Below are 17,620 nucleotides of genomic sequence, written 5' to 3'. Positions count from 1 at the left end.
CGACGGTCCTGCCAAGCTCGGCGGAGATCCCGGCTCTGCGTCGCTGGCGCTCCTCGCAATGACATACTCGAAGATTCTTGTGTGGGCCTACTTAGGGTCAAGTCGGCAGCCTTCCTTCTCTCGCTGTCATCCCGACGCCCCCAGCGGAGGGATCTCAACGCCCGCCGTCAGTCCATCTGACACTGCGCACAAGAAACCACCCGCTCCCCTTCAAAGAGGACACGCAGAAACAGAAGGACGCAGAGCGTCCGCACTTCGTCGCGACGCGGAGGGGCCGAAGGTCATGCCTGTTGTACATCACGACGAGGGTTCAAGAGAGGCGTTATTCTCGGTACGTTAGGGACACATGCGTTACCCGAAGATTGACCTATGACAGCGCAATAGGGGAAATCCGTACTTAAGGCGTGGGTGGAGTAGGAGGCTGCGGCTGTTGAGGGTCTTGCGGCGGTTCGGGCGTGGGTGCATGCTCAGACAACCGGAAGTCGATCGGAAACTCCATTTCCACGAACACCGGTTCTCTATCGTGGCGGCCCTCGTTCCAGTCCACCGCCTGAATGACACGTATGGCCTCTTCGTCCAGGTTCACGGATACGCCTTCAATCACTTCTGGCTCGTAGATCAACCCATCATCGCCCACCACGAAGTTAACAATCACGCGCCCCTCCACCTGGGCTTGCAGCGCGGCTTCGGGATATTCAATGGCGTTAAAGAGCGCCTGACTGCCGCCATCAATGCTGGGCCCTTCATCCACGTCGGCGCGCGAGAACACCTCAACGTCATCGGGAAGCGATCGGTAGGCAATGTCGTCGGTTGTGCTAGAGCCGGTCGTTCCGCATCCGGCAAGAATGAGGAGGCTGCCCAGGAGCAGTGCAGCAACAGCCGACGAACAAGCAAAGGTAAGAGAGCGCATAAACGAAACAGTAGATCCAAAAGGTACGATACATCGCTTGTAGCGATACAAGCCCGTACGGGTCCGACTGCAGATCGACCGCTCCCTTATCCCTGACTGGTGGAAACAAGTCATCACGATCACATCGAGATCCACACCGTTTGGGTTTGCGACACGGACTCGCCATCGCGGGTGGCGGGGATGAACGTAGTGCGATCGACGGCCTCCTGAACGGCGTTGTCGTGGGCATCTACCTTCTCTTGGGCGGCATCGGACGGGATGGCCCGATGTAGAATCTCTACATCAGACGGAGTGCCGTCGGCTTCTACCGTGAGCGACAAAAAGATACGTCCACCCAGCGTAACCTCTTCAAAGGAAGGCGCCGTAAAATTATCACTCAGGGCCTCCAGTCCGCCCTCGATATCGAAAGACTGATCGACTGCCGCGTCGTTTTCATCGTCGGGCGTATCAGAGGGGGCGGGCGGTTCAGCATCCCGCAGTTGAATCCAAAGGGTGATTTCGGAGGCCACCGCTTCCCCCTCTTTTTCGGCAGGATGGAAGGTCGATTGCTGTACGGCGTGGATGGCGGCTTCGTCATAGGCGGCAATGAGTGCGTCGGAGCGACCGTCGGTGCTGGGGCGGCGGATCACCTCCACGTTTGAGACTGTGCCGTCAGCGTCTACCGCCACCGTCAGATACATGCGTCCAACGAGTCCTTTCTCGCCATTCAGGTCGGGCGATGCGAAGTGCGATTGCACGGCAGCGATGCCACCTTCAATCTCAATCGGCTGGTCCGGGTCGTCCGATACAAGGCGATTGGGCAGATCGGCAGCGGATGGGGCGGCCAGCGCAAGGAGCAAGGTCAAAGCCAGCACTGGGGGAATGTACCCGTAAAGTAGCGTTCGCATAGGTCGATTGGTAGTCAGTTCGTAGAATAGAATCCCTTACAGCAGCGAAACGAACCTATTCACTAAAGGGCGAATGAGCAGGCAGGATAGCAAAGCGACGGCCCATTGTCAATGACCTATGAAGAGAGGGTTAGCGCACCTGCCGCATCCACACGACGCCGCCAATGATGAGCACGCCGCCCGCAATCTGAAGCCACGTTACGGTCTCCCCTAAAAACCAGGCGCCCCCAATCACCGCTACAAACGGCACCAGGTTGTTGTAAACCGCCGTGTTAGAGGGGCCCACCGTCTTAACGGCTTGATTCCAAATGACAAATGCAATACCCGTCGAGAGCGCCCCCGAGTACACAATAGCCCACCAGACCCACGCATCCACCTCGTTCCACACCACGGTGTCCCAGTACGGAATGCCCACGCCAATCAGCAGGGGCAGCGACGCTAGCAGTCCAAAGAAAGTAATTCCAAGCGGCGAGACCTCGTGCACAATCGTCTTGTTGTACGTGGTGAACCCGCCCCACACCACCGCGCCAATGAGCATGAGCACATTGCCCAAGAGCGATCCCTCCCCAATCGACGCCCCGTTGGCCCCATCAATGATAACAAGTGCTGTGCCCGCAAGAGAAATCAGCAGCCCAAGCCAGGCCGGAAGCCGCAAATCCTCAACGCCCGACAGCCGCCCAATGAAGGCCGTCCACAACGGAGCCCCCGCCATAATGAGGGCAGCACTGCCGGCGGTAGTCAGGCTCACACTTAAAATGAACAGAAGCTGATACACAAAATACCCCGTCAGGCCCAGCGCAATGATGGGCAGGGCATGGGTGCGCATCGGATCCCAAAACGAGCGATCCCAGTGCCGGTACGCGTAGATGCCTCCGAGCAGGGCCACCGAAATGCTGAAGCGAAAGATATTGAGCACAAACGGATGCATGACCTCCAGCGCCGCCTTCAGAATCGGAAAGTTAGCCCCCCAAATGACCACCACGCTCATGAGCGACAGATCGGCAAGCCATGAACGAGAGGCGGATTCGGGCGAAGCAGAGGCGTTGGCCATAAGAAACATGCAGATCAGAAAGAACAATGCCCTCTACGTTGCAACATGCATTCCGTTGGTGCATAGGCTTGAACAATCGTTGAGAACTTGGCAGTTGGTTATCGGACTGCCGGGTGCGTAGCCTCTCGCCCTGTTCGCATCAGCCTGGTACGATATGAGCGATTCATCTGAAAACCAGTACACCATTCGCGAAGTCAGCCAGATGCTCAATCTGCAAACCCACATGCTCCGCTATTGGGAAACGGAGTTTGAGGCGCTGCAGCCCAGCAAAGACGCGTCGGGACGGCGGCAGTACACCTCGAAAGATGTGGCTATTGTTCGTCGCATTCAGCACCTGCTCAAGAAAGAACAGTACACCATTGAGGGCGCGCGTCAGGCCCTGCAGCGCGACGACGGGCGCCGCCAAACCGCCCAACAGCTTCGCGCCCTCCGCTCGTTCCTGGTCGATGTACGTGCCCAACTCAACCCCGAAGCACAATAGCTGATTGCGTCGTATATGCTGGAGGGAACCCGCCCATCCTCGTTCCACCCCCGCGCCGTCTGCCCTCCAACGGCCCCCTTACCCCCGACTTTTCTTATGCTCAACCGTGCACTGGGAACTACAAATCGAACCGTATCGCCCATTGGACTGGGACTGGCAGCTCTTGGGCGTCCCGGATACATTAACCTTGGTCACGGAAACGATCTGGAGGGCCGCCGCAGCGTAGCAGCGCTCGAAGCCCACACGCATGCCGTGCTCGACGCCGCCTGGGAGGCCGGCATTCGTTATTTTGATGCGGCTCGTTCGTACGGGCGGGCCGAGTCGTTCTTACGAAGCTGGCTCGATGCTCGCTCCCTCGCTCCCACCGATGCCACGATTGGATCGAAGTGGGGCTACACCTACACCGCCGACTGGTCGGTCGATGCGGAGGTGCACGAGGTCAAAGATCACTCGGTTGAGGTGTTTGAGCGGCAGTGGCAAGAGACGAACGCCCGGCTGGGGCCCCACCTCGACCTGTATCAGATTCACTCGGCCACGCTGAAGACCGGCGTTTTAGACGATGCGGCGGTGCACGAGGCGCTCTATCGCATCAAGCACGAGCACGGCGTGGCGCTGGGGCTGTCGCTAAGCGGCCCCCGGCAGGCGCAAACGCTTGAACGTGCGCTTCAGGTAGCTGTCAACGGCACGCTGCTGTTTGATGCAGTGCAGGCCACGTACAACGTGCTGGAGCCTTCGGCCGGCCCCATGCTACAGAGAGCACACGAGGCCGGCCTGGGCGTCATCATCAAAGAAGCGGTGGCCAACGGGCGCCTGACGCCACGCAACGAAAATGAGTCGTTTGCTGACGCCCGGACGGTGCTCGACGAACAGGCTGCCCGGCTGCATACGACCATCGACGCACTGGCGCTGGCGGCAGTCGTTCACGAATCGTGGGTAGATGTGGTGCTCAGCGGTGCCGCCCGGAAGGATCATCTTGCGTCCAATATAGCCGCCCTTTCCGTAGACTACGACGCCGAGGCCAAGGCCGCGCTGCAGACGCTTACCGAAGAGCCCAGCACCTATTGGTTCACCCGCAGCGCGCTGTCCTGGACCTGACACGCTCCAACATGACAAGAACCGCCCGCCAAGAACTGCGAGGGCCCATCCCTCACACCCACCATGACAGGGTTTTTTGGAGGAGGGGGGCGTTCGAGTTGAAAGGCAGCGTTCGTCTCCCAGCACCGTCTCCCCGACACGTCATCCTGAACTTGATTCAGGATCCACTCGCTCGAGCAGACGTCCAGGTGGGTTCTTGTTGTAGGATCCAACAGTCTCTCATTGAACAGGCGGTGGAGGAAACCAACGTTAAATAAACAACATAGCGAAGAAAAAGTTATGTGCAAGGACTAGGGTTTTTTGTGGGGGTAGGGCCGTTGATTCGGTAGCCCCTGCTGAGCGCCAGGGAGATGGTTCGGCGCGCTCCGGCCCTGGGGCCTTCGCTTGCTCACCATGACACGATTTTTTGTGGGGGGAGTGCTCCGCTCGCCTCCATACAGCACAACCATCACGTACAACTTGTCATCTTGAGCGGAGCAACTGCGTCTAGCAGGGGCGGAGTCGAAAGATCTCCCGCGAGATGAGCAGACCCGTCCGATCAAGCGCACACGTTACGAAACGCAGCACAAGCGGGTCGTAAGGCTGCACCCATAGCCCAGGCTGATCGTGCTTGTCATGGCCCGCACGTACCATGTCTACATCATGAGCAACCGGCACCGCACCGTGCTCTACATCGGGGTGACCGGCGATCTGGCCCACCGCGTCCACGCCCACAAAGACGTCACCGGCAGCGCATTCACGAAGCGCTACAATGTGACGGATCTGATTTACGCCGAGCCCTACGAGCAGGTCGACGACGCGTTGCGCCGTGATAAGCAGATCAAGCGGTGGACGCGCGTGAAGAAGTGGGCCCTCATTCGCCGTACGAATCCATCGCTGGAGACGCTGTCGTATTTTTGATGCCGTTGGCAGCGCCTATCGATCGTTCTCCCCCGAACCGGGCAGGACCGTCGATTCGGCAGTAGCCGCTGAGCGCTGCGGAGATGGTTCGACGCGCTCCGGCCCTTGGGGGCCTTCGCTTGCTCACCATGACCGGTTTTTGGGAGGGGGGGCGTTCGAGTTGAAAGGGAGCGTTCGTCTCCAGCACCGTCCCCCCGACACGTCATCCTGAACTTGATTCAGGATCCACTCGCCCGAGCAGACGTCCAGGTGCGTTCTTTTTGTGGGGTCCAACAGCCTCTCATTGAACAGGCGGTGGAGGCAACCAACGTTAAATAAACAACATAGCGAAGAAAAAGTTATGTGCAAGGACTAGGGTTTTTTGTGGGGGCTCCGTTCGCCATGACAGGTTTTTTTTGGAAGGGTTGCCACTCCGCAACCACACAGCGTCGTGTTGCATCGCTACTCCGTTAAGAGCTACTCCGTTAAGAGATCGGTGAGCTGTTCCAGGCGCTTTCGGATGGAGGCCCCGCGATGCAAGAGCAGGTCCACATCGTCGGCGTGGGGGACGGCGTCGGGTGGGGCAGCAGTGAGGGTGATGGCGTCCAGCGAACGCGTTAAAGCACGGTTGATGAGCGTAGGCAGCGTGTCGTCGTCGGTGCACCACACCACCACATCCGGGGTCTGCTCGACGACGGCGTCGAGGGCCGCCTCCACCGAGTCATATCCCAGCGGTTCGACCAAGTCCAGTCCAAGGCAGCCGATGATGTTGCGCGCAAAGGTGGCGCGTGCACTGCGAATGGCGGGGATGCCCACCGGCACCAGAAGCGCGGTGGGGCGCTCATCAAGAGCTTGGATGCGGAGCCGCAGGGCATCATAGGGCGTCGAGAGGTGAAGCGGTTGTGCCCACGCGGGCGGATTCACATCAAATGCCTGCTCTGCAGGAGAGACAGCGGCCGTTGGCGGAAGGGAAGCCGGCGTGTCGGGGTCGGGGTAGTGATTCGTGCCAACAAGTACATCCTTGCGTTGGGCCATGCGCCGGGTACGAGCGGCTTGCGCATTCTGGACAAACTCGGCAAAGAGCGCGTCATGGGTCCATGCGCTAAAGCCACCGTCGGACTCAATGGCCTGAAACTGCGTCCATACGGCCTGAGCCAGGCGGTGGGTCGCGTGTTCGATGTAGTAGGCACCGGCGGCAGGGTCTGCTACACGATGCAGATGGGCCTCGTGCTTTAGAATGAGTTGCGTATTGCGCGCCAGCCGATCGGCGTTGGCCTGTTCGTCGTGCGCATCGCGGCGGAACGGTGCCACGACCAGCTGATCGGCGCCCCCAATGACGGCGGCGGCGCTCTGGGTGGCTGCCCGAAGCAGGTTGGCGTGCGGGTCGAACAGCGTATGCGAGCGAGGCGACGTTTCGGCATACAGCGTCACATCGGCGGGGCGGACACTCGTGGCAACGTCATGCGTGTCGGCATAGGCCTGAATCACCTGGGGCACGAGCAGGCGCAGGGCTCGCAGCTTGGCGATCTCCAGGAAATACGACGTATCCACCGATACCAATAGCGTGTGCGGTACGCCGGCTTCCAGCACACCGGGGCTCTGTGCGTGAAGGGCCTCCGACAGGCTGGCCAGCCCGAGCGCAAGGCTTTTCGCCATGGGTACGCCCACCGCGTGCGGACGCCGCATATCCACTACGATAGGGTGGGGATGCGAGGGGACGGCCTCGGAAGGCACCGTGTAGCCAAATGCGTGCATCATGCGTGCGTCGGCATACGTGGTTGGCAGCGCTTCCAGGTTGTTCGTACGCTGCAGCACGGCCAGTGCATCTGCACCGCCATCCAGGTGAAGCGACACATCGTGCTCGTTGGCTACCGTCTGTGCCGTCGAAAGGGCGGCGGAGAGATCGGCCGATGCATCGGTTCCGGTGGCCGTCACCACAATGCGGTTGGCCCCGCCGCTGCACGCGGACGCAATGCGGGTGTTCAGCGACGTTGCATCCAGCGGCAGGCGTTGCGCAACGATCCAGTCGTTTGGGGCATCGCGAGGGGTGCGTAGGGCCTGACTATGCACCTGTTCGGCTACATGCGGAAGCGATTCGGTCGATGCCCGCCGGTAAAACGCCTGGATGTCAATCCCCTCCAGGGGCGCCCACGTGAGTTGCTCCTCGAAATTATCGCCCAAGTCACGGCGAAGGCGGTCGAGCCAGTCCTCATCGGGAACAGGGGGAAAGACGTCAGACAGCGCAGGAGAGTCGTTCATGAATCGAGGCCGTTAGAAAAAGAGCGATAGCGGCGAACAAGATCGTACACAGCAATGCCGAACGCAACCGATACGTTCAGCGATTGCTTCGCGCCGTACTGTGGCACCTCCAGCGCGCAGTGAGCGACCTGCAGGATGTCGGGGTCTACGCCGTGGACTTCGTTGCCAAGCACCAGCGCAAGCGGAAAGTGGGCGGGTTCAAGCGTATCGGGCGCATGGGAGACATCGGTCAGTTCCAGCGCAGCAATCGTATATCCGTTGTCGCGGAGGCGGTGCAGCACCGGCATCACCGCGTCATGATGCGACCACGGCACCACATCTTGAGCGCCTAGCGCCGTTTTGTGCAAGTCTTTATGATCAGGCGTGCCGGTATAGCCTGTCAGATAGATGTGCTCGACACGCGCAGCATCGGCTGTGCGAAAGACTGAGCCGACGTTGTATATCGAGCGGATGTTGTGCGCAATAACCGAAACAGGATGACGCGGCAGGTCGTCGAGCTCGTGCGGAGCCGGACGGTCGATTTCATCCCAAGCAAGTTTGCGCATAAGCAGATCGTACTGTGTCAAACGTGAATGTTAGGGGACGGAGACCGAGCCAAACTCTCTGTTCCAACCCCCTTCAAAAAAGCTGTCATGGTGAGCGAAGGCCGACGGAGGAGGCCCATGTAGACGCCGAATGGCATTCGGTGGAACCATCTCGTGCGATGTTTTGCAGGCTCTGCCGAATCAACAGTCCTGCTGGTCTTGAGGGAGATCTTTCGACTGCGCGTCTCCTAGACGGAGCCGCTCCGCTCAAGATGACAAGCTGTACGTGGTGGTTGTCGCACATGTAGACTAGCGGAGACACCCCTCCAAAAAACCTTGTCATGGTGAGCAAGCGAAGGCCCCCAAGGGCCGGAGCGCGTCGAACCATCTCCCCGACGTTCAGCAGGTGCTCCGCTCAAGATGACAACACAAAGGGGCATCGTCCACCCAAAGATGGACCTGTGACAGAGCAATAGCAAGCAGCAGATTGCAACGTCGTATCTTCTTACAGGGGGAGCGCATCGCGGTTTGGATGTGTACGGCACATGGGGGAGCGCACGGAGCAGTACATGGATCGGTGCGGCGTTGTATCGGTAGGATGCGTCTGTACTCCGATTGTGCCAGACGGCAGCAGGTTCCACGCGATTGTTGCCTGCGGATGTGCTGCATGCCATCTTCTACCAACGTAAACACAGAGGGCCTCCGCCGCGTCGGATTCGTGAGTGCGCCTTACTTTCCACTGCATCGATCTCAACTACAAACGCATGTACGCTTTGCTCTCCTGTACGTCTTCACCGCGCTCCTTGTGGCGCGCGCTGGTGCCTGTTATGGTGCTCATCCTTACAGCCACTGCACTAACGGGCTGCCAGGCGCTGCGCGAAATTAGTCAGCTTCGAAACGTAGACTTCCGCATTGACCGCGTTGCCGATGCCCGGCTGGCCGATATAGAATTGAGCCGCATTCAGAATCCCGATGATCTGGGACTGACCGACCTTGCGCGGCTCGGACGTGCTGTAAACCGGGGGGAGCTGCCGTTTTCTTTTTCTGTTGTGATTGAAGGCACGAATCCGGAAGACAATCCGGTAAACGCGCGGATGACGGAGCTTGACTGGACGCTTTTTCTGAACGACCGCCAGACCATTGCCGGTTCGTTTGGTGAAGAAACGGTGTTTCGTCCGGGTGAGCCTACGCCCATTCGGTTTCCGATTGAGTTGAATCTGGTTGAGTTTTTCGATGATGGGGCCCGCGACCTCGTTAATTTGGCGCTGTCCGTTGCGGGTGAGGGGGATCCATCGAACATCCGCTTTCAGGCGCAGCCGACCATTCAGACGAGCATGGGTCCGATTCGCTATCCCGATCCCATCACGATTGTTCACCGGGATGTGGGAGGTACGCGTTAACTGATCAGCTGATTATGAACGTGCTACTACTGTGTCACACGTGATTGTTAGGGTCCAACATTGTCATCGCGAGGAGGGAGCCCTGCGACTGACGCGGCGCTGTGAGCGCTAGCGAACGAGTACTCCTGGGGTGCGATCTCATGCCGTTGATTGAGCGGCTGCATCCGGTCTGACAGCAATGAGATTGCGTCGCTGCGCTCGCAATGACAAGGGGGTGAGTTGTTCTCGGTACGTTAGGCGCACATGCATTACCCGAACATTGACCTGTGACACAGCACTACTGCCCTGTCACAGATCAATCTTCGGGTTGCAACACCTCCACTTTAATGATGTCATCTTGAGCGTAGCGGCTCCGCCTAGGAGACGCGGAGTCGAAAGATCTCCCCCGAAATGAGCAGGGCCGTTCGATCAGAGCCTGCTGAGCGTCGGGGAGATGGTTCGGCGCGCTCCAGCCCTGGGGGCCTTCACTTGCTCACCATGACAAGGTTTTTTGTGGGGGCACAGAGTCTGGTCAATTTTAGCGGCCCAGCGGGCGGAGTCAGGGCCCCTTCTTCGAGCCGTGATCTTTTACTATGTGAGTCGCTGCGCTCGTATGAAGAAGTCCGCAAGCCCAATAGCAGAGAAGGCTAAAACCTGCCGATATTTCCAACACAAAAGCGTTGTTTAACGCACTAAGGAAAGCGTTTTGTGCTTGATCGTACCTATGAGGTGCGTCCCATGTTAGCCCGCCCCCATGAATCCGTTATTGCAATAAATGATTATCACTATTGATGGCCCTGCTGGGGCCGGAAAGAGCAGTACCGCGCAGGCTGTAGCCGACCGCCTCGATATGCGGTATCTGGATACAGGCGCCTTATACCGAGCCGTCGCCTGGGTCCTTCTCGAGGCTGGAGACGCCCCGACCGATGAACAGGCACGAATGCTTTTGGCCGACGCGACCATCGATCTGGCGTTTGACGAGGACGACACGCTTGTGGTAACAGCGCAAGGCCGTGTCATCACCGAAGCAATACGTACGTCCGATGTCGGCGATATGGCCAGTCAGGTGGCTGCGCTTCCGGCTGTGCGGGAGTATCTGCTTCCCGTGCAGCGCAAACTGGCCGACCGGTGGAGCCAGACCGATGGCGGCGTGGTTGCTGATGGGCGCGATACGGGAACGATTGTGTTTCCCAATGCCGATCTCAAGATTTACATGCATGCCAGTCTCGATGAGCGCGCCCGCCGCCGGTGGGCCGAATACCAGCAGGATGCCGAGAACCCGCCATCGCTTGAGGACGTCCGCGAAGAAATCCGCACTCGGGACCAGGCCGACCGCAACCGCGATATTGCCCCGCTTCGGCGTCCAGAAGATGCTGTAGAGTTGGATACTACATGCCTTTCTTTCGAAGAACAGGTGGAAGCCATCCAGAAGCTCGTAATAGATGCTATGCTGGGAACGGACCTCCCCACTTCCCATTAGAGTGTTTTCCGGATGCGAGTGGAGAGCCTCACCGATTTGTGAGCATTTCAGCCGCTTGCCACTCCCCGGGACCTTACATGATAAACTGTTCATCGTGTTGGCTGGGCTGGACCAACCGCGATCCCACATGTGCTCGCGTTTCGTATCTCTCAAACGCGCCTTAAGGCAGAGCCACTGTCCGCGCGAGATACGACCGACGAGCTCCTACCCCTCGCTCATCACATATATGGCCGAACAAGAAAAACAAGCAACCACCACCGAAGCTCCAACCTCTTCTGAAGAAACGCCCGAAGCCGTTGCGGCAGAGGCTCCTTCTCCAGATGAAGAAGCCGCGCCCGAGGAAGTTGCCGACAAGGCATCTGCTACCGAGGCATCGGCTTCTGATGATGCAGGTGCAGAACCCGACGAGGCGTCTGCTAGCGACGCGTCTGATGCGGGTGCGCCTGCTGAATCTGCGCCTGCTGACGAGGAGGCTACCTCCTCTGTAGCCTCCGATGATGCACCGGAGGCCGATGAAGGCGCTGAAGCTGCTGTTGAAGAGCGCGATCCGCCTCCCGAAAATGTTGACCGGCTGCTTGCTGAAGCCGTTGCGTCGGCATCGGATGATATTGGCATCCCAACGAGCGACGACTTTAACTTTGATGCCACTGCGATTGACGACCCCGATCTGACGGTCTCGGTTGAGAGCTTGCAGCGCACTGAAGAAGAGCAAGGCTTCACTGGAAAAGTGGTGGGGCGTACGGTCAGTGAAGACGACTTGGCCGAATACGAGCGCAGCCAGACTGCAGATCCGGTCTACGACCAATTCCGGGCCCTGGTCGATCGTACCAGCATCGATGTGCGGGAGCAGGACATCGTAGAAGGGCGTGTGCTCAAGGTCAGCGAAGACCATGTTGTAATCGACATTGGGTACAAGAGCGACGGGATTGTGTCGCGCGACGAATTCGGCGATGCCCTGCAGCGTGGTGATACGGTAGAGGTGTACCTCGACCGCAAAGAAGATCGCGATGGCCAACTCGTGCTTTCCAAAGAGAAAGCCGATAAAGTCCGCCGCTGGCAGCGCATTGAAGAGATCTACGAGAAAGAAGAAGTTATCGAAGGAACCATCATCCGCCGTATCAAAGGCGGTATGATCGTGGAGCTCTTCGATGGCCTCGAAGCATTCCTGCCAGGTTCGCAAATCGACGTGCGCCCGGTACGCGACTTCGACGCGTATCTGGAGAAGCGCATGGAGTTCAGAATTGTGAAGCTGAACCCCTCCAACGAGAACATCGTGGTATCGCACCGCGAACTCATCCAGGAGGAGCTCGAAGAGCAGCGCCAGCAGATTCTGGAGCAGCTCGAAGTTGGCCAAGTGCTGCAGGGAACGGTCAAAAACATCGTCGACTTTGGGGTCTTTATCGACCTGGGCGGTGTAGACGGCCTGCTGCACATTACCGATCTGTCGTGGGGCCGCGTATCGCACCCCAGCGAAGTTGTCGATCTCGACCAGGAAATCCAGGTCGTGGTGCTCGACTACGAAGAAGAGCGCCAGCGCATCTCGCTTGGCCTCAAGCAGTTGCAGCCGCATCCGTGGGACAACATCGGCGAGAAGTACGATGAAGACGAAACGGTCGAAGGTAAGGTCGTTTCGATTACCAATTACGGAGCGTTTGTCGAACTGGAGAAAGGTATTGAAGGGCTGGTTCATATCAGCGAAATGTCGTGGACGCGCCATATCAATCATCCCAGCCAAATGGTTTCGCTGGGGCAGCTTGTGGAGGTCAAAATCCTCAATATCGATGAGGAAGACAAGAAGATCTCTCTGGGTATGAAGCAGCTGGAGCCCGATCCGTGGGACGGCATCAGCGATCGCTATCCAGCAGGTACCGTGCTTACAGGCACAGTGCGCAACATCACCAACTTCGGCGTCTTTGTCGAAATCGAACCGGGTATCGACGGGCTGGTGCACATCAGCGACCTGTCGTGGACCAAAAAGGTGCGCCATCCAGGCGATATGGTCAGTAAGGGGCAGGACATGGATGTCCAGATCCTCAATATCGATGAAGATCGCCGTCGTATCTCGCTTGGCCACAAGCAGGTCAAAACGAACCCGTGGGATCAGTTCGAGAGTGCCTACGAAGAGGGTACCGACACCGAAGGCGAAGTGGTACGTGTTGAAGACAAAGGGCTTGTCGTGGAGCTACCGCTTGACGTGGAAGCCTTTGTGCCGGGTAGTGAACTCAAAAACGGCCCGCGCGAATTCCAAAACCACTACTTTGAGGGCGACGAACTCGACCTACGCGTCATTCGCTTCGACAAGAGCCGCAAAGACATCGTGCTCAGCGAAACGGCTAAGGAGCGCCAAGAGCGCGAAGCCGAGAAGCGCCGCGAGCGTCAGGAAGAGCGCCGCGAGAAGCGCGAGCGCCGTCAGGCCGTAGACCAATACAAAGAGAAAACGCAGAAAAAGCCCTCGGAGTCGAAGTCGACTTCGGGCCCAACTACGCTGGGCGAACTCAGTGGGCTTGGCGATCTGAAGCGCGAAATGCAAGCTGCTGAAGAGGCCGCCCGCCGTGAAGCCGAAATCGATGAAGAGCAAGACATCGAAGCGGCTGAAGAAACGGCTGAAGAAACAGAAGCCGATACAGATGCCGATGTTGAAGCTTCAGACGCTGATACAGATGCCGACGAGGCTCCTGCCGAAGACGATGATGCTGGCTTTCCGGACGACTTTCCGCACGTGAGCCGTCTGCAAGATGCAGGCATCACCTCAGTGAAAGCGTTGAAAGCCGTGGATGATCTGCAAGAGATCGACGGCATTGGTCCGGCGTATGCCGAAGACCTGCAAAATGCACTGGATGCGCTCGATAACGCGTAATCTGCACGTTTGCATAACTGATACCAGCATGGGGGCAGCTTCCTTTGGAGGCTGCCCCTTTGTGTTGGTCCGTTCCCCCAAAAGCAACACATACTGTATGGATACTCCCGAATATGCTCCCTCTGCAAGCAACTCAGTTACTGTGCGAGTTGCTATTGAAAACAAGCCAGGTATGCTTGCACAAGTAACCTCAGCAATTGGCCAACAAGGGGGCAATATCGGCGCGATTGATATTGTGCGCGCCCGAAAAACTGTGCTGATTCGAGACATCACTATTAACACGCGCAGTGATGAGCATGCTCGGCAAGTTATCACAGCGATGGAGGCTATTCAGGGCGTACGCGTGGTGGATGTCTCCGACCGTACGTTCTTACTCCATCTGGGCGGTAAGATTGAAGTGAACAGCAAGGTGCCACTGCGTACCCGCGATCAGCTGTCTATGGCGTATACGCCTGGTGTAGCACGCGTGTGTGAAGCCATTTACGATGACCCCAAAGATGCACATCGGCTTACCATAAAAAGTAATACCGTTGCTGTTGTATCCGATGGAACGGCTGTGCTTGGATTGGGCGATATTGGACCTGAGGCGGCCATTCCTGTGATGGAAGGAAAAGCACAGCTCCTGAAAGAGTTTGCAGGAGTGAGCGGATTTCCGATTTGCCTCGATACGAGGGAGGTAGATGAGATTGTAGAAACGGTTGTGCGTATGGCTCCGGTATTTGGAGCGGTGAACCTGGAAGATATCGCAGCCCCCCGATGTTTTGAGATTGAGAAGCGACTGTGTGAGCGACTCGACATTCCCGTCTTCCATGACGATCAGCATGGCACGGCTGTTGTTGCTGCGGCTGCGCTCATCAACGCACTTAAGATAGTTGATAAGGCGCCCGAATCACTGAAAGTGGTGCTTGTGGGCATCGGCGCGGCCGGTACTGCAGTCACGCAGATTATGCAAGATATGGGCGTGTCTAATATCATCGGGGTAGACCGCCAGGGGGCTGTCACGCGAGATCGCACTGACCTGAATCCGGCAAAGCGGGCCTACGCAGCACAAACCAATCCGCACAATGTCAGCGGGTCGCTCTCCGACGTCATGACCGATGCCGATGTTTTTATTGGCGTATCAGGTCCAGGTGTTATTGATGTCGAGGATGTGCAACGCATGGCCGATGATCCGATTGTATTTGCACTTGCGAATCCGGAGCCTGAAATCCGCCCGGAGGATGCCTATCCCCATGTTTCTGTGATGGCCACCGGTCGCAGCGACTTTCCGAATCAGATCAACAACGTGTTGTGTTTTCCAGGGCTGTTCAAAGGGGCGTTGGCATGTCGTGCAACTGATATCACGGACAGCATGAAACTCGCTGCCGCCCATGCTATTGCCGAGACAATTGATGAGGGAAGCTTAACAGCTGACTATATCGTCCCGAGTGTATTTGACAAGGAGGTGGTAAACCGAGTGGCTGGTGCTGTAGAAGAGATGGCACATGAAGAAAACGTGGCACGGAAACGGACCTCGTGACGCTTTATAATCCGTTATTGCAATAAAAGTGCTTGTGCAACAAACTTTAGGTGAGTGTTCTGTCACCTGAAGCCTTCTTCGATAGCGCTGCTTTTTTGATGTTCAACCTCTCCTCGCCCTTGTTCTCTCTCCCGCCAAGAGAGACCTGATTTGACGGGTAGTGCTGTGACAGAGAAGTAGGACGGTAGTTTGCACTGTTTGATACAAATTGTGAATACCCACCACACATCACTCCCAGGTTCCTTCTTTCCGGAGAGAAGGCCAGTTGAGATACGTACAACTTGCGTTGTGTATACGCCGTATCTCGAACCTGACAATACAAAACCACGGCCTTAACACAAGCCATCATGCTGAAAAGCAAACCGGGCACGTACATTTTATCTCTGTTCTTGGCAAGGTCTACAACGATATCAGTCGGCGCACTGGGACCCGTTGACTTCAAAGGAGGACACTACGCATATGTAGGTAGTGCGTTTGGGGCGGGAGGTGTGAGGGCACGGGTAGAGCGCCACGCAAGGCGGTCAACAAATCCACACTGGCACATCGACTATTTGCGGAGGGTAGCAACGATGCGCGGAGCCTGGGTGACTTACGATACGGTACGTCGCGAATGTGAGTGGGCACGGCGGTTATCTGCAACGTCCGGTGGTAGAGTGAGTGAATTGGGAGCTTCCGACTGTGAGTGCAACACTCACTTGTTTCGTATCAAGCCGGATGCCATCTCTGAAGCGATCCGCATGACGGTTTCTTCAGATGCATCGATCTATTGGCAAGCTTCTACAGACACACAATAGTCCGTTATTGCAAGATAAGTTGCTCGTTTTCTATAGCGGATTTTCGTGTATAAGAGAAATTACAACACGAAAATCCTCAAGCACTTAAGAGTAGCTACCATTCAAGCTATGGAACTGGCACAGCAGGCTCTCTATACGCTCCCTTCACGAGATGCGAATTAGCAAGAGGGGGATATGCTCAAATCAGCTATCACTATTGCCTGTGTATTTATGCTTCTCTGCGGCGGATGTGCATCTGCCCAGGAATCAACACAGAATGATGAACCGCAATTCGACCGGACCCAGTTCAACACCACCATGAAAGCAAAGATCATGGACCAACACTACGGTGCTGAGGTCTACTTGACGGGTGATGACTTCTCTCCACGCGAGCGCTTTAATATCCAAGCAATGGAATTGCAGCTGGATAGCATTGAGGTATTCCGGGTTTTAGAGGTGATTATGTCGCATCCTGAACCCGATTGCTACGCCGCACGCTTCGACGGTACTATTGTATCGGATGAGCAGATGATTTGGGAGGTGTTCGAGGCTTTGGGAGGATTCGATGGAGGCCTATCGAGTAGTCAGCAGGGCGATTTGGCTCTGCTCGCAAACACCCTGCAACGAAGTGAGCCTCGCTGCGAATCCATCGGGCACGTGGAGCTGCATAATTCCGAAGATATCTGGACGCTATCCTACCACACACGTCGCTTCGATTATCGTGCCGAAGACGTCTATGCAAACACAGTCACGTTTCACGCTGATGGCACATTGAAGATCGAGCGCAACCTCACCGACTAATACGCCCCCCAGTTCATACACACCACCTTTTGCAGTCCTATGATTCGATATACAGCGGCCTGTTTCGCAATTGTACTTCTTTTGTCAGGATGGACGGGCTGCAACGACCCGTCTACTTCTTCTGAATCATCTGAAGCGTCGGCGCCAGATGTCCGGCTTTACCACTGTAATGTGGATATGTCTTTTGCAGTGGTGCCTGAAAGCGAGGGCGAAGTGACACTCCACCTCATTGGGCGCACCTACGCAGCGCAGCGCGTGGAAAGCGCCTCAGGGGCTCGCTACGAAAGCGATGAGGCAACATACTGGAGCAAAGGCGAAGAGGCTCGTTTGGTGATCGATGATCAAACGTACGAATCGTGCACCCTGCGTACCCCCGAGGGGCCATGGGCAGATGCGAAAGCAGAAGGTGTTGATGTGCGCGCGTTTGGCAACGAGCCGGGCTGGACGATCTCACTCACGCACAACGACTCGCTACATGCCGTGCTTGACTACGGCATGACCGAACACACCGTTACTACGCCCCGTCCCGAGGTCGAAGACACCGTTACGCGTTATGCTTTTCCCTTAAACGGCGATCGGGCAACGCTTGAGATTGTCGATACGCCGTGTCACGATACCATGAAGGGGGATGTCTTCCCTGCAACCGCTGTTCTGCAGTACGATGAACACTCTTATAACGGATGCGCCTGGGTATTTGCCAATCCCTGAGTTCTGCATGTGTATTT

General features: G+C 57.1%; 15 protein-coding genes. 10 read left to right on the top strand and 5 right to left on the bottom strand.

Annotated elements, in window-relative coordinates; translation table 11 throughout:
• Nucleotides 1–397 precede the first annotated feature (397 nt).
• The 3 genes from ACZ5AL_RS07200 to ACZ5AL_RS07190 all read right to left on the bottom strand — a co-directional run bounded on the left by ACZ5AL_RS07200 (nucleotide 398) and on the right by ACZ5AL_RS07190 (nucleotide 2,848).
• Nucleotides 398–910 carry an energy transducer TonB gene (locus ACZ5AL_RS07200; RefSeq protein ID WP_464513169.1) on the bottom strand — a complete coding sequence of 171 codons (513 nt, stop codon included), beginning with the start codon at nucleotides 908–910 and terminating at the stop codon, nucleotides 398–400.
• Nucleotides 911–1,029: 119 nt separating this feature from the next.
• On the bottom strand, nucleotides 1,030–1,797 hold the full coding sequence (locus ACZ5AL_RS07195; protein ID WP_464513168.1) for an energy transducer TonB: 768 nt from the start codon (nucleotides 1,795–1,797) through the stop codon (nucleotides 1,030–1,032).
• A 130-nt stretch (nucleotides 1,798–1,927) separates the two neighbouring features.
• Nucleotides 1,928–2,848 (bottom strand): DMT family transporter, encoded by a 921-nt coding sequence (locus ACZ5AL_RS07190; RefSeq protein ID WP_464513166.1) that lies wholly within the window; start codon nucleotides 2,846–2,848, stop codon nucleotides 1,928–1,930.
• A gap of 154 nt (nucleotides 2,849–3,002) precedes the next feature.
• On the opposite strand from ACZ5AL_RS07190, the gene ACZ5AL_RS07185 reads away from it, so the two are divergent.
• The 3 genes from ACZ5AL_RS07185 (at nucleotide 3,003) to ACZ5AL_RS07175 (ending at nucleotide 5,324) form a co-directional block, all read left to right on the top strand.
• Nucleotides 3,003–3,329, top strand: a complete 327-nt coding sequence (locus ACZ5AL_RS07185) for a MerR family transcriptional regulator (RefSeq protein WP_464513165.1) — start codon at nucleotides 3,003–3,005, stop codon at nucleotides 3,327–3,329.
• A 96-nt stretch (nucleotides 3,330–3,425) separates the two neighbouring features.
• Complete coding sequence (locus tag ACZ5AL_RS07180) at nucleotides 3,426–4,424, top strand: aldo/keto reductase (protein WP_464513163.1); 999 nt, start codon at nucleotides 3,426–3,428, stop codon at nucleotides 4,422–4,424.
• 615 nt (nucleotides 4,425–5,039) lie between these two features.
• Nucleotides 5,040–5,324 carry a GIY-YIG nuclease family protein gene (locus tag ACZ5AL_RS07175; RefSeq protein ID WP_464513162.1) on the top strand — a complete coding sequence of 95 codons (285 nt, stop codon included), beginning with the start codon at nucleotides 5,040–5,042 and terminating at the stop codon, nucleotides 5,322–5,324.
• A gap of 456 nt (nucleotides 5,325–5,780) precedes the next feature.
• Here ACZ5AL_RS07175 and ACZ5AL_RS07170 read toward each other — a convergent pair whose 3' ends face one another.
• Both ACZ5AL_RS07170 and ACZ5AL_RS07165 read right to left on the bottom strand, forming a co-directional pair.
• Complete coding sequence (locus ACZ5AL_RS07170) at nucleotides 5,781–7,562, bottom strand: methylmalonyl-CoA mutase family protein (protein ID WP_464513160.1); 1,782 nt, start codon at nucleotides 7,560–7,562, stop codon at nucleotides 5,781–5,783.
• Nucleotides 7,559–8,107 (bottom strand): TrmH family RNA methyltransferase, encoded by a 549-nt coding sequence (locus tag ACZ5AL_RS07165; protein WP_464513159.1) that lies wholly within the window; start codon nucleotides 8,105–8,107, stop codon nucleotides 7,559–7,561. Before ACZ5AL_RS07165 ends, ACZ5AL_RS07170 begins: the two co-directional genes overlap by 4 nt.
• A gap of 743 nt (nucleotides 8,108–8,850) precedes the next feature.
• On the opposite strand from ACZ5AL_RS07165, the gene ACZ5AL_RS07160 reads away from it, so the two are divergent.
• The 7 genes from ACZ5AL_RS07160 to ACZ5AL_RS07130 all read left to right on the top strand — a co-directional run bounded on the left by ACZ5AL_RS07160 (nucleotide 8,851) and on the right by ACZ5AL_RS07130 (nucleotide 17,603).
• Nucleotides 8,851–9,486: an LEA type 2 family protein gene (locus tag ACZ5AL_RS07160; RefSeq protein WP_464513157.1), complete on the top strand. Its 636-nt coding sequence runs from the start codon at nucleotides 8,851–8,853 to the stop codon at nucleotides 9,484–9,486.
• Nucleotides 9,487–10,240: 754 nt separating this feature from the next.
• Nucleotides 10,241–10,945, top strand: a complete 705-nt coding sequence (gene cmk, locus ACZ5AL_RS07155) for a (d)CMP kinase (protein ID WP_464513156.1) — start codon at nucleotides 10,241–10,243, stop codon at nucleotides 10,943–10,945.
• Between the two features lie 226 nt (nucleotides 10,946–11,171).
• Nucleotides 11,172–13,802, top strand: coding sequence for a 30S ribosomal protein S1 (rpsA, locus tag ACZ5AL_RS07150; RefSeq protein ID WP_464513154.1), 2,631 nt, complete (start codon nucleotides 11,172–11,174; stop codon nucleotides 13,800–13,802).
• Between the two features lie 97 nt (nucleotides 13,803–13,899).
• Nucleotides 13,900–15,321 (top strand): malic enzyme-like NAD(P)-binding protein, encoded by a 1,422-nt coding sequence (locus ACZ5AL_RS07145; RefSeq protein ID WP_464513153.1) that lies wholly within the window; start codon nucleotides 13,900–13,902, stop codon nucleotides 15,319–15,321.
• Between the two features lie 347 nt (nucleotides 15,322–15,668).
• Nucleotides 15,669–16,115, top strand: coding sequence for a GIY-YIG nuclease family protein (locus tag ACZ5AL_RS07140; RefSeq protein ID WP_464513152.1), 447 nt, complete (start codon nucleotides 15,669–15,671; stop codon nucleotides 16,113–16,115).
• A gap of 174 nt (nucleotides 16,116–16,289) precedes the next feature.
• Nucleotides 16,290–16,895, top strand: a complete 606-nt coding sequence (locus tag ACZ5AL_RS07135; protein WP_464513150.1) for a hypothetical protein — start codon at nucleotides 16,290–16,292, stop codon at nucleotides 16,893–16,895.
• 39 nt (nucleotides 16,896–16,934) lie between these two features.
• On the top strand, nucleotides 16,935–17,603 hold the full coding sequence (locus ACZ5AL_RS07130; RefSeq protein ID WP_464513149.1) for an MliC family protein: 669 nt from the start codon (nucleotides 16,935–16,937) through the stop codon (nucleotides 17,601–17,603).
• The last annotated feature ends 17 nt before the right edge of the window (nucleotides 17,604–17,620 follow it).

The sequence above is a fragment of the Natronotalea proteinilytica genome (genome assembly GCF_055379935.1).
This window is presented reverse-complemented; position numbering and strand designations above follow the sequence as displayed.

Excerpts from the sequence above, each read along its gene's own strand:
- ACZ5AL_RS07200 (WP_464513169.1), bottom strand. The coding sequence starts at position 910 with ATGCGCTCTCTTACCTTTGCTTGTTCGTCGGCTGTTGCTGCACTGCTC.
- ACZ5AL_RS07145 (WP_464513153.1), top strand. The coding sequence starts at position 13,900 with ATGGATACTCCCGAATATGCTCCCTCTGCAAGCAACTCAGTTACTGTG.
- ACZ5AL_RS07140 (WP_464513152.1), top strand. The coding sequence starts at position 15,669 with ATGCTGAAAAGCAAACCGGGCACGTACATTTTATCTCTGTTCTTGGCA.
- rpsA (WP_464513154.1), top strand. The coding sequence starts at position 11,172 with ATGGCCGAACAAGAAAAACAAGCAACCACCACCGAAGCTCCAACCTCT.
- ACZ5AL_RS07160 (WP_464513157.1), top strand. The coding sequence starts at position 8,851 with ATGTACGCTTTGCTCTCCTGTACGTCTTCACCGCGCTCCTTGTGGCGC.
- ACZ5AL_RS07180 (WP_464513163.1), top strand. The coding sequence starts at position 3,426 with ATGCTCAACCGTGCACTGGGAACTACAAATCGAACCGTATCGCCCATT.
- cmk (WP_464513156.1), top strand. The coding sequence starts at position 10,241 with ATGATTATCACTATTGATGGCCCTGCTGGGGCCGGAAAGAGCAGTACC.
- ACZ5AL_RS07190 (WP_464513166.1), bottom strand. The coding sequence starts at position 2,848 with ATGGCCAACGCCTCTGCTTCGCCCGAATCCGCCTCTCGTTCATGGCTT.
- ACZ5AL_RS07185 (WP_464513165.1), top strand. The coding sequence starts at position 3,003 with ATGAGCGATTCATCTGAAAACCAGTACACCATTCGCGAAGTCAGCCAG.
- ACZ5AL_RS07130 (WP_464513149.1), top strand. The coding sequence starts at position 16,935 with ATGATTCGATATACAGCGGCCTGTTTCGCAATTGTACTTCTTTTGTCA.
- ACZ5AL_RS07135 (WP_464513150.1), top strand. The coding sequence starts at position 16,290 with ATGCTCAAATCAGCTATCACTATTGCCTGTGTATTTATGCTTCTCTGC.
- ACZ5AL_RS07195 (WP_464513168.1), bottom strand. The coding sequence starts at position 1,797 with ATGCGAACGCTACTTTACGGGTACATTCCCCCAGTGCTGGCTTTGACC.
- ACZ5AL_RS07165 (WP_464513159.1), bottom strand. The coding sequence starts at position 8,107 with ATGCGCAAACTTGCTTGGGATGAAATCGACCGTCCGGCTCCGCACGAG.
- ACZ5AL_RS07170 (WP_464513160.1), bottom strand. The coding sequence starts at position 7,562 with ATGAACGACTCTCCTGCGCTGTCTGACGTCTTTCCCCCTGTTCCCGAT.
- ACZ5AL_RS07175 (WP_464513162.1), top strand. The coding sequence starts at position 5,040 with ATGGCCCGCACGTACCATGTCTACATCATGAGCAACCGGCACCGCACC.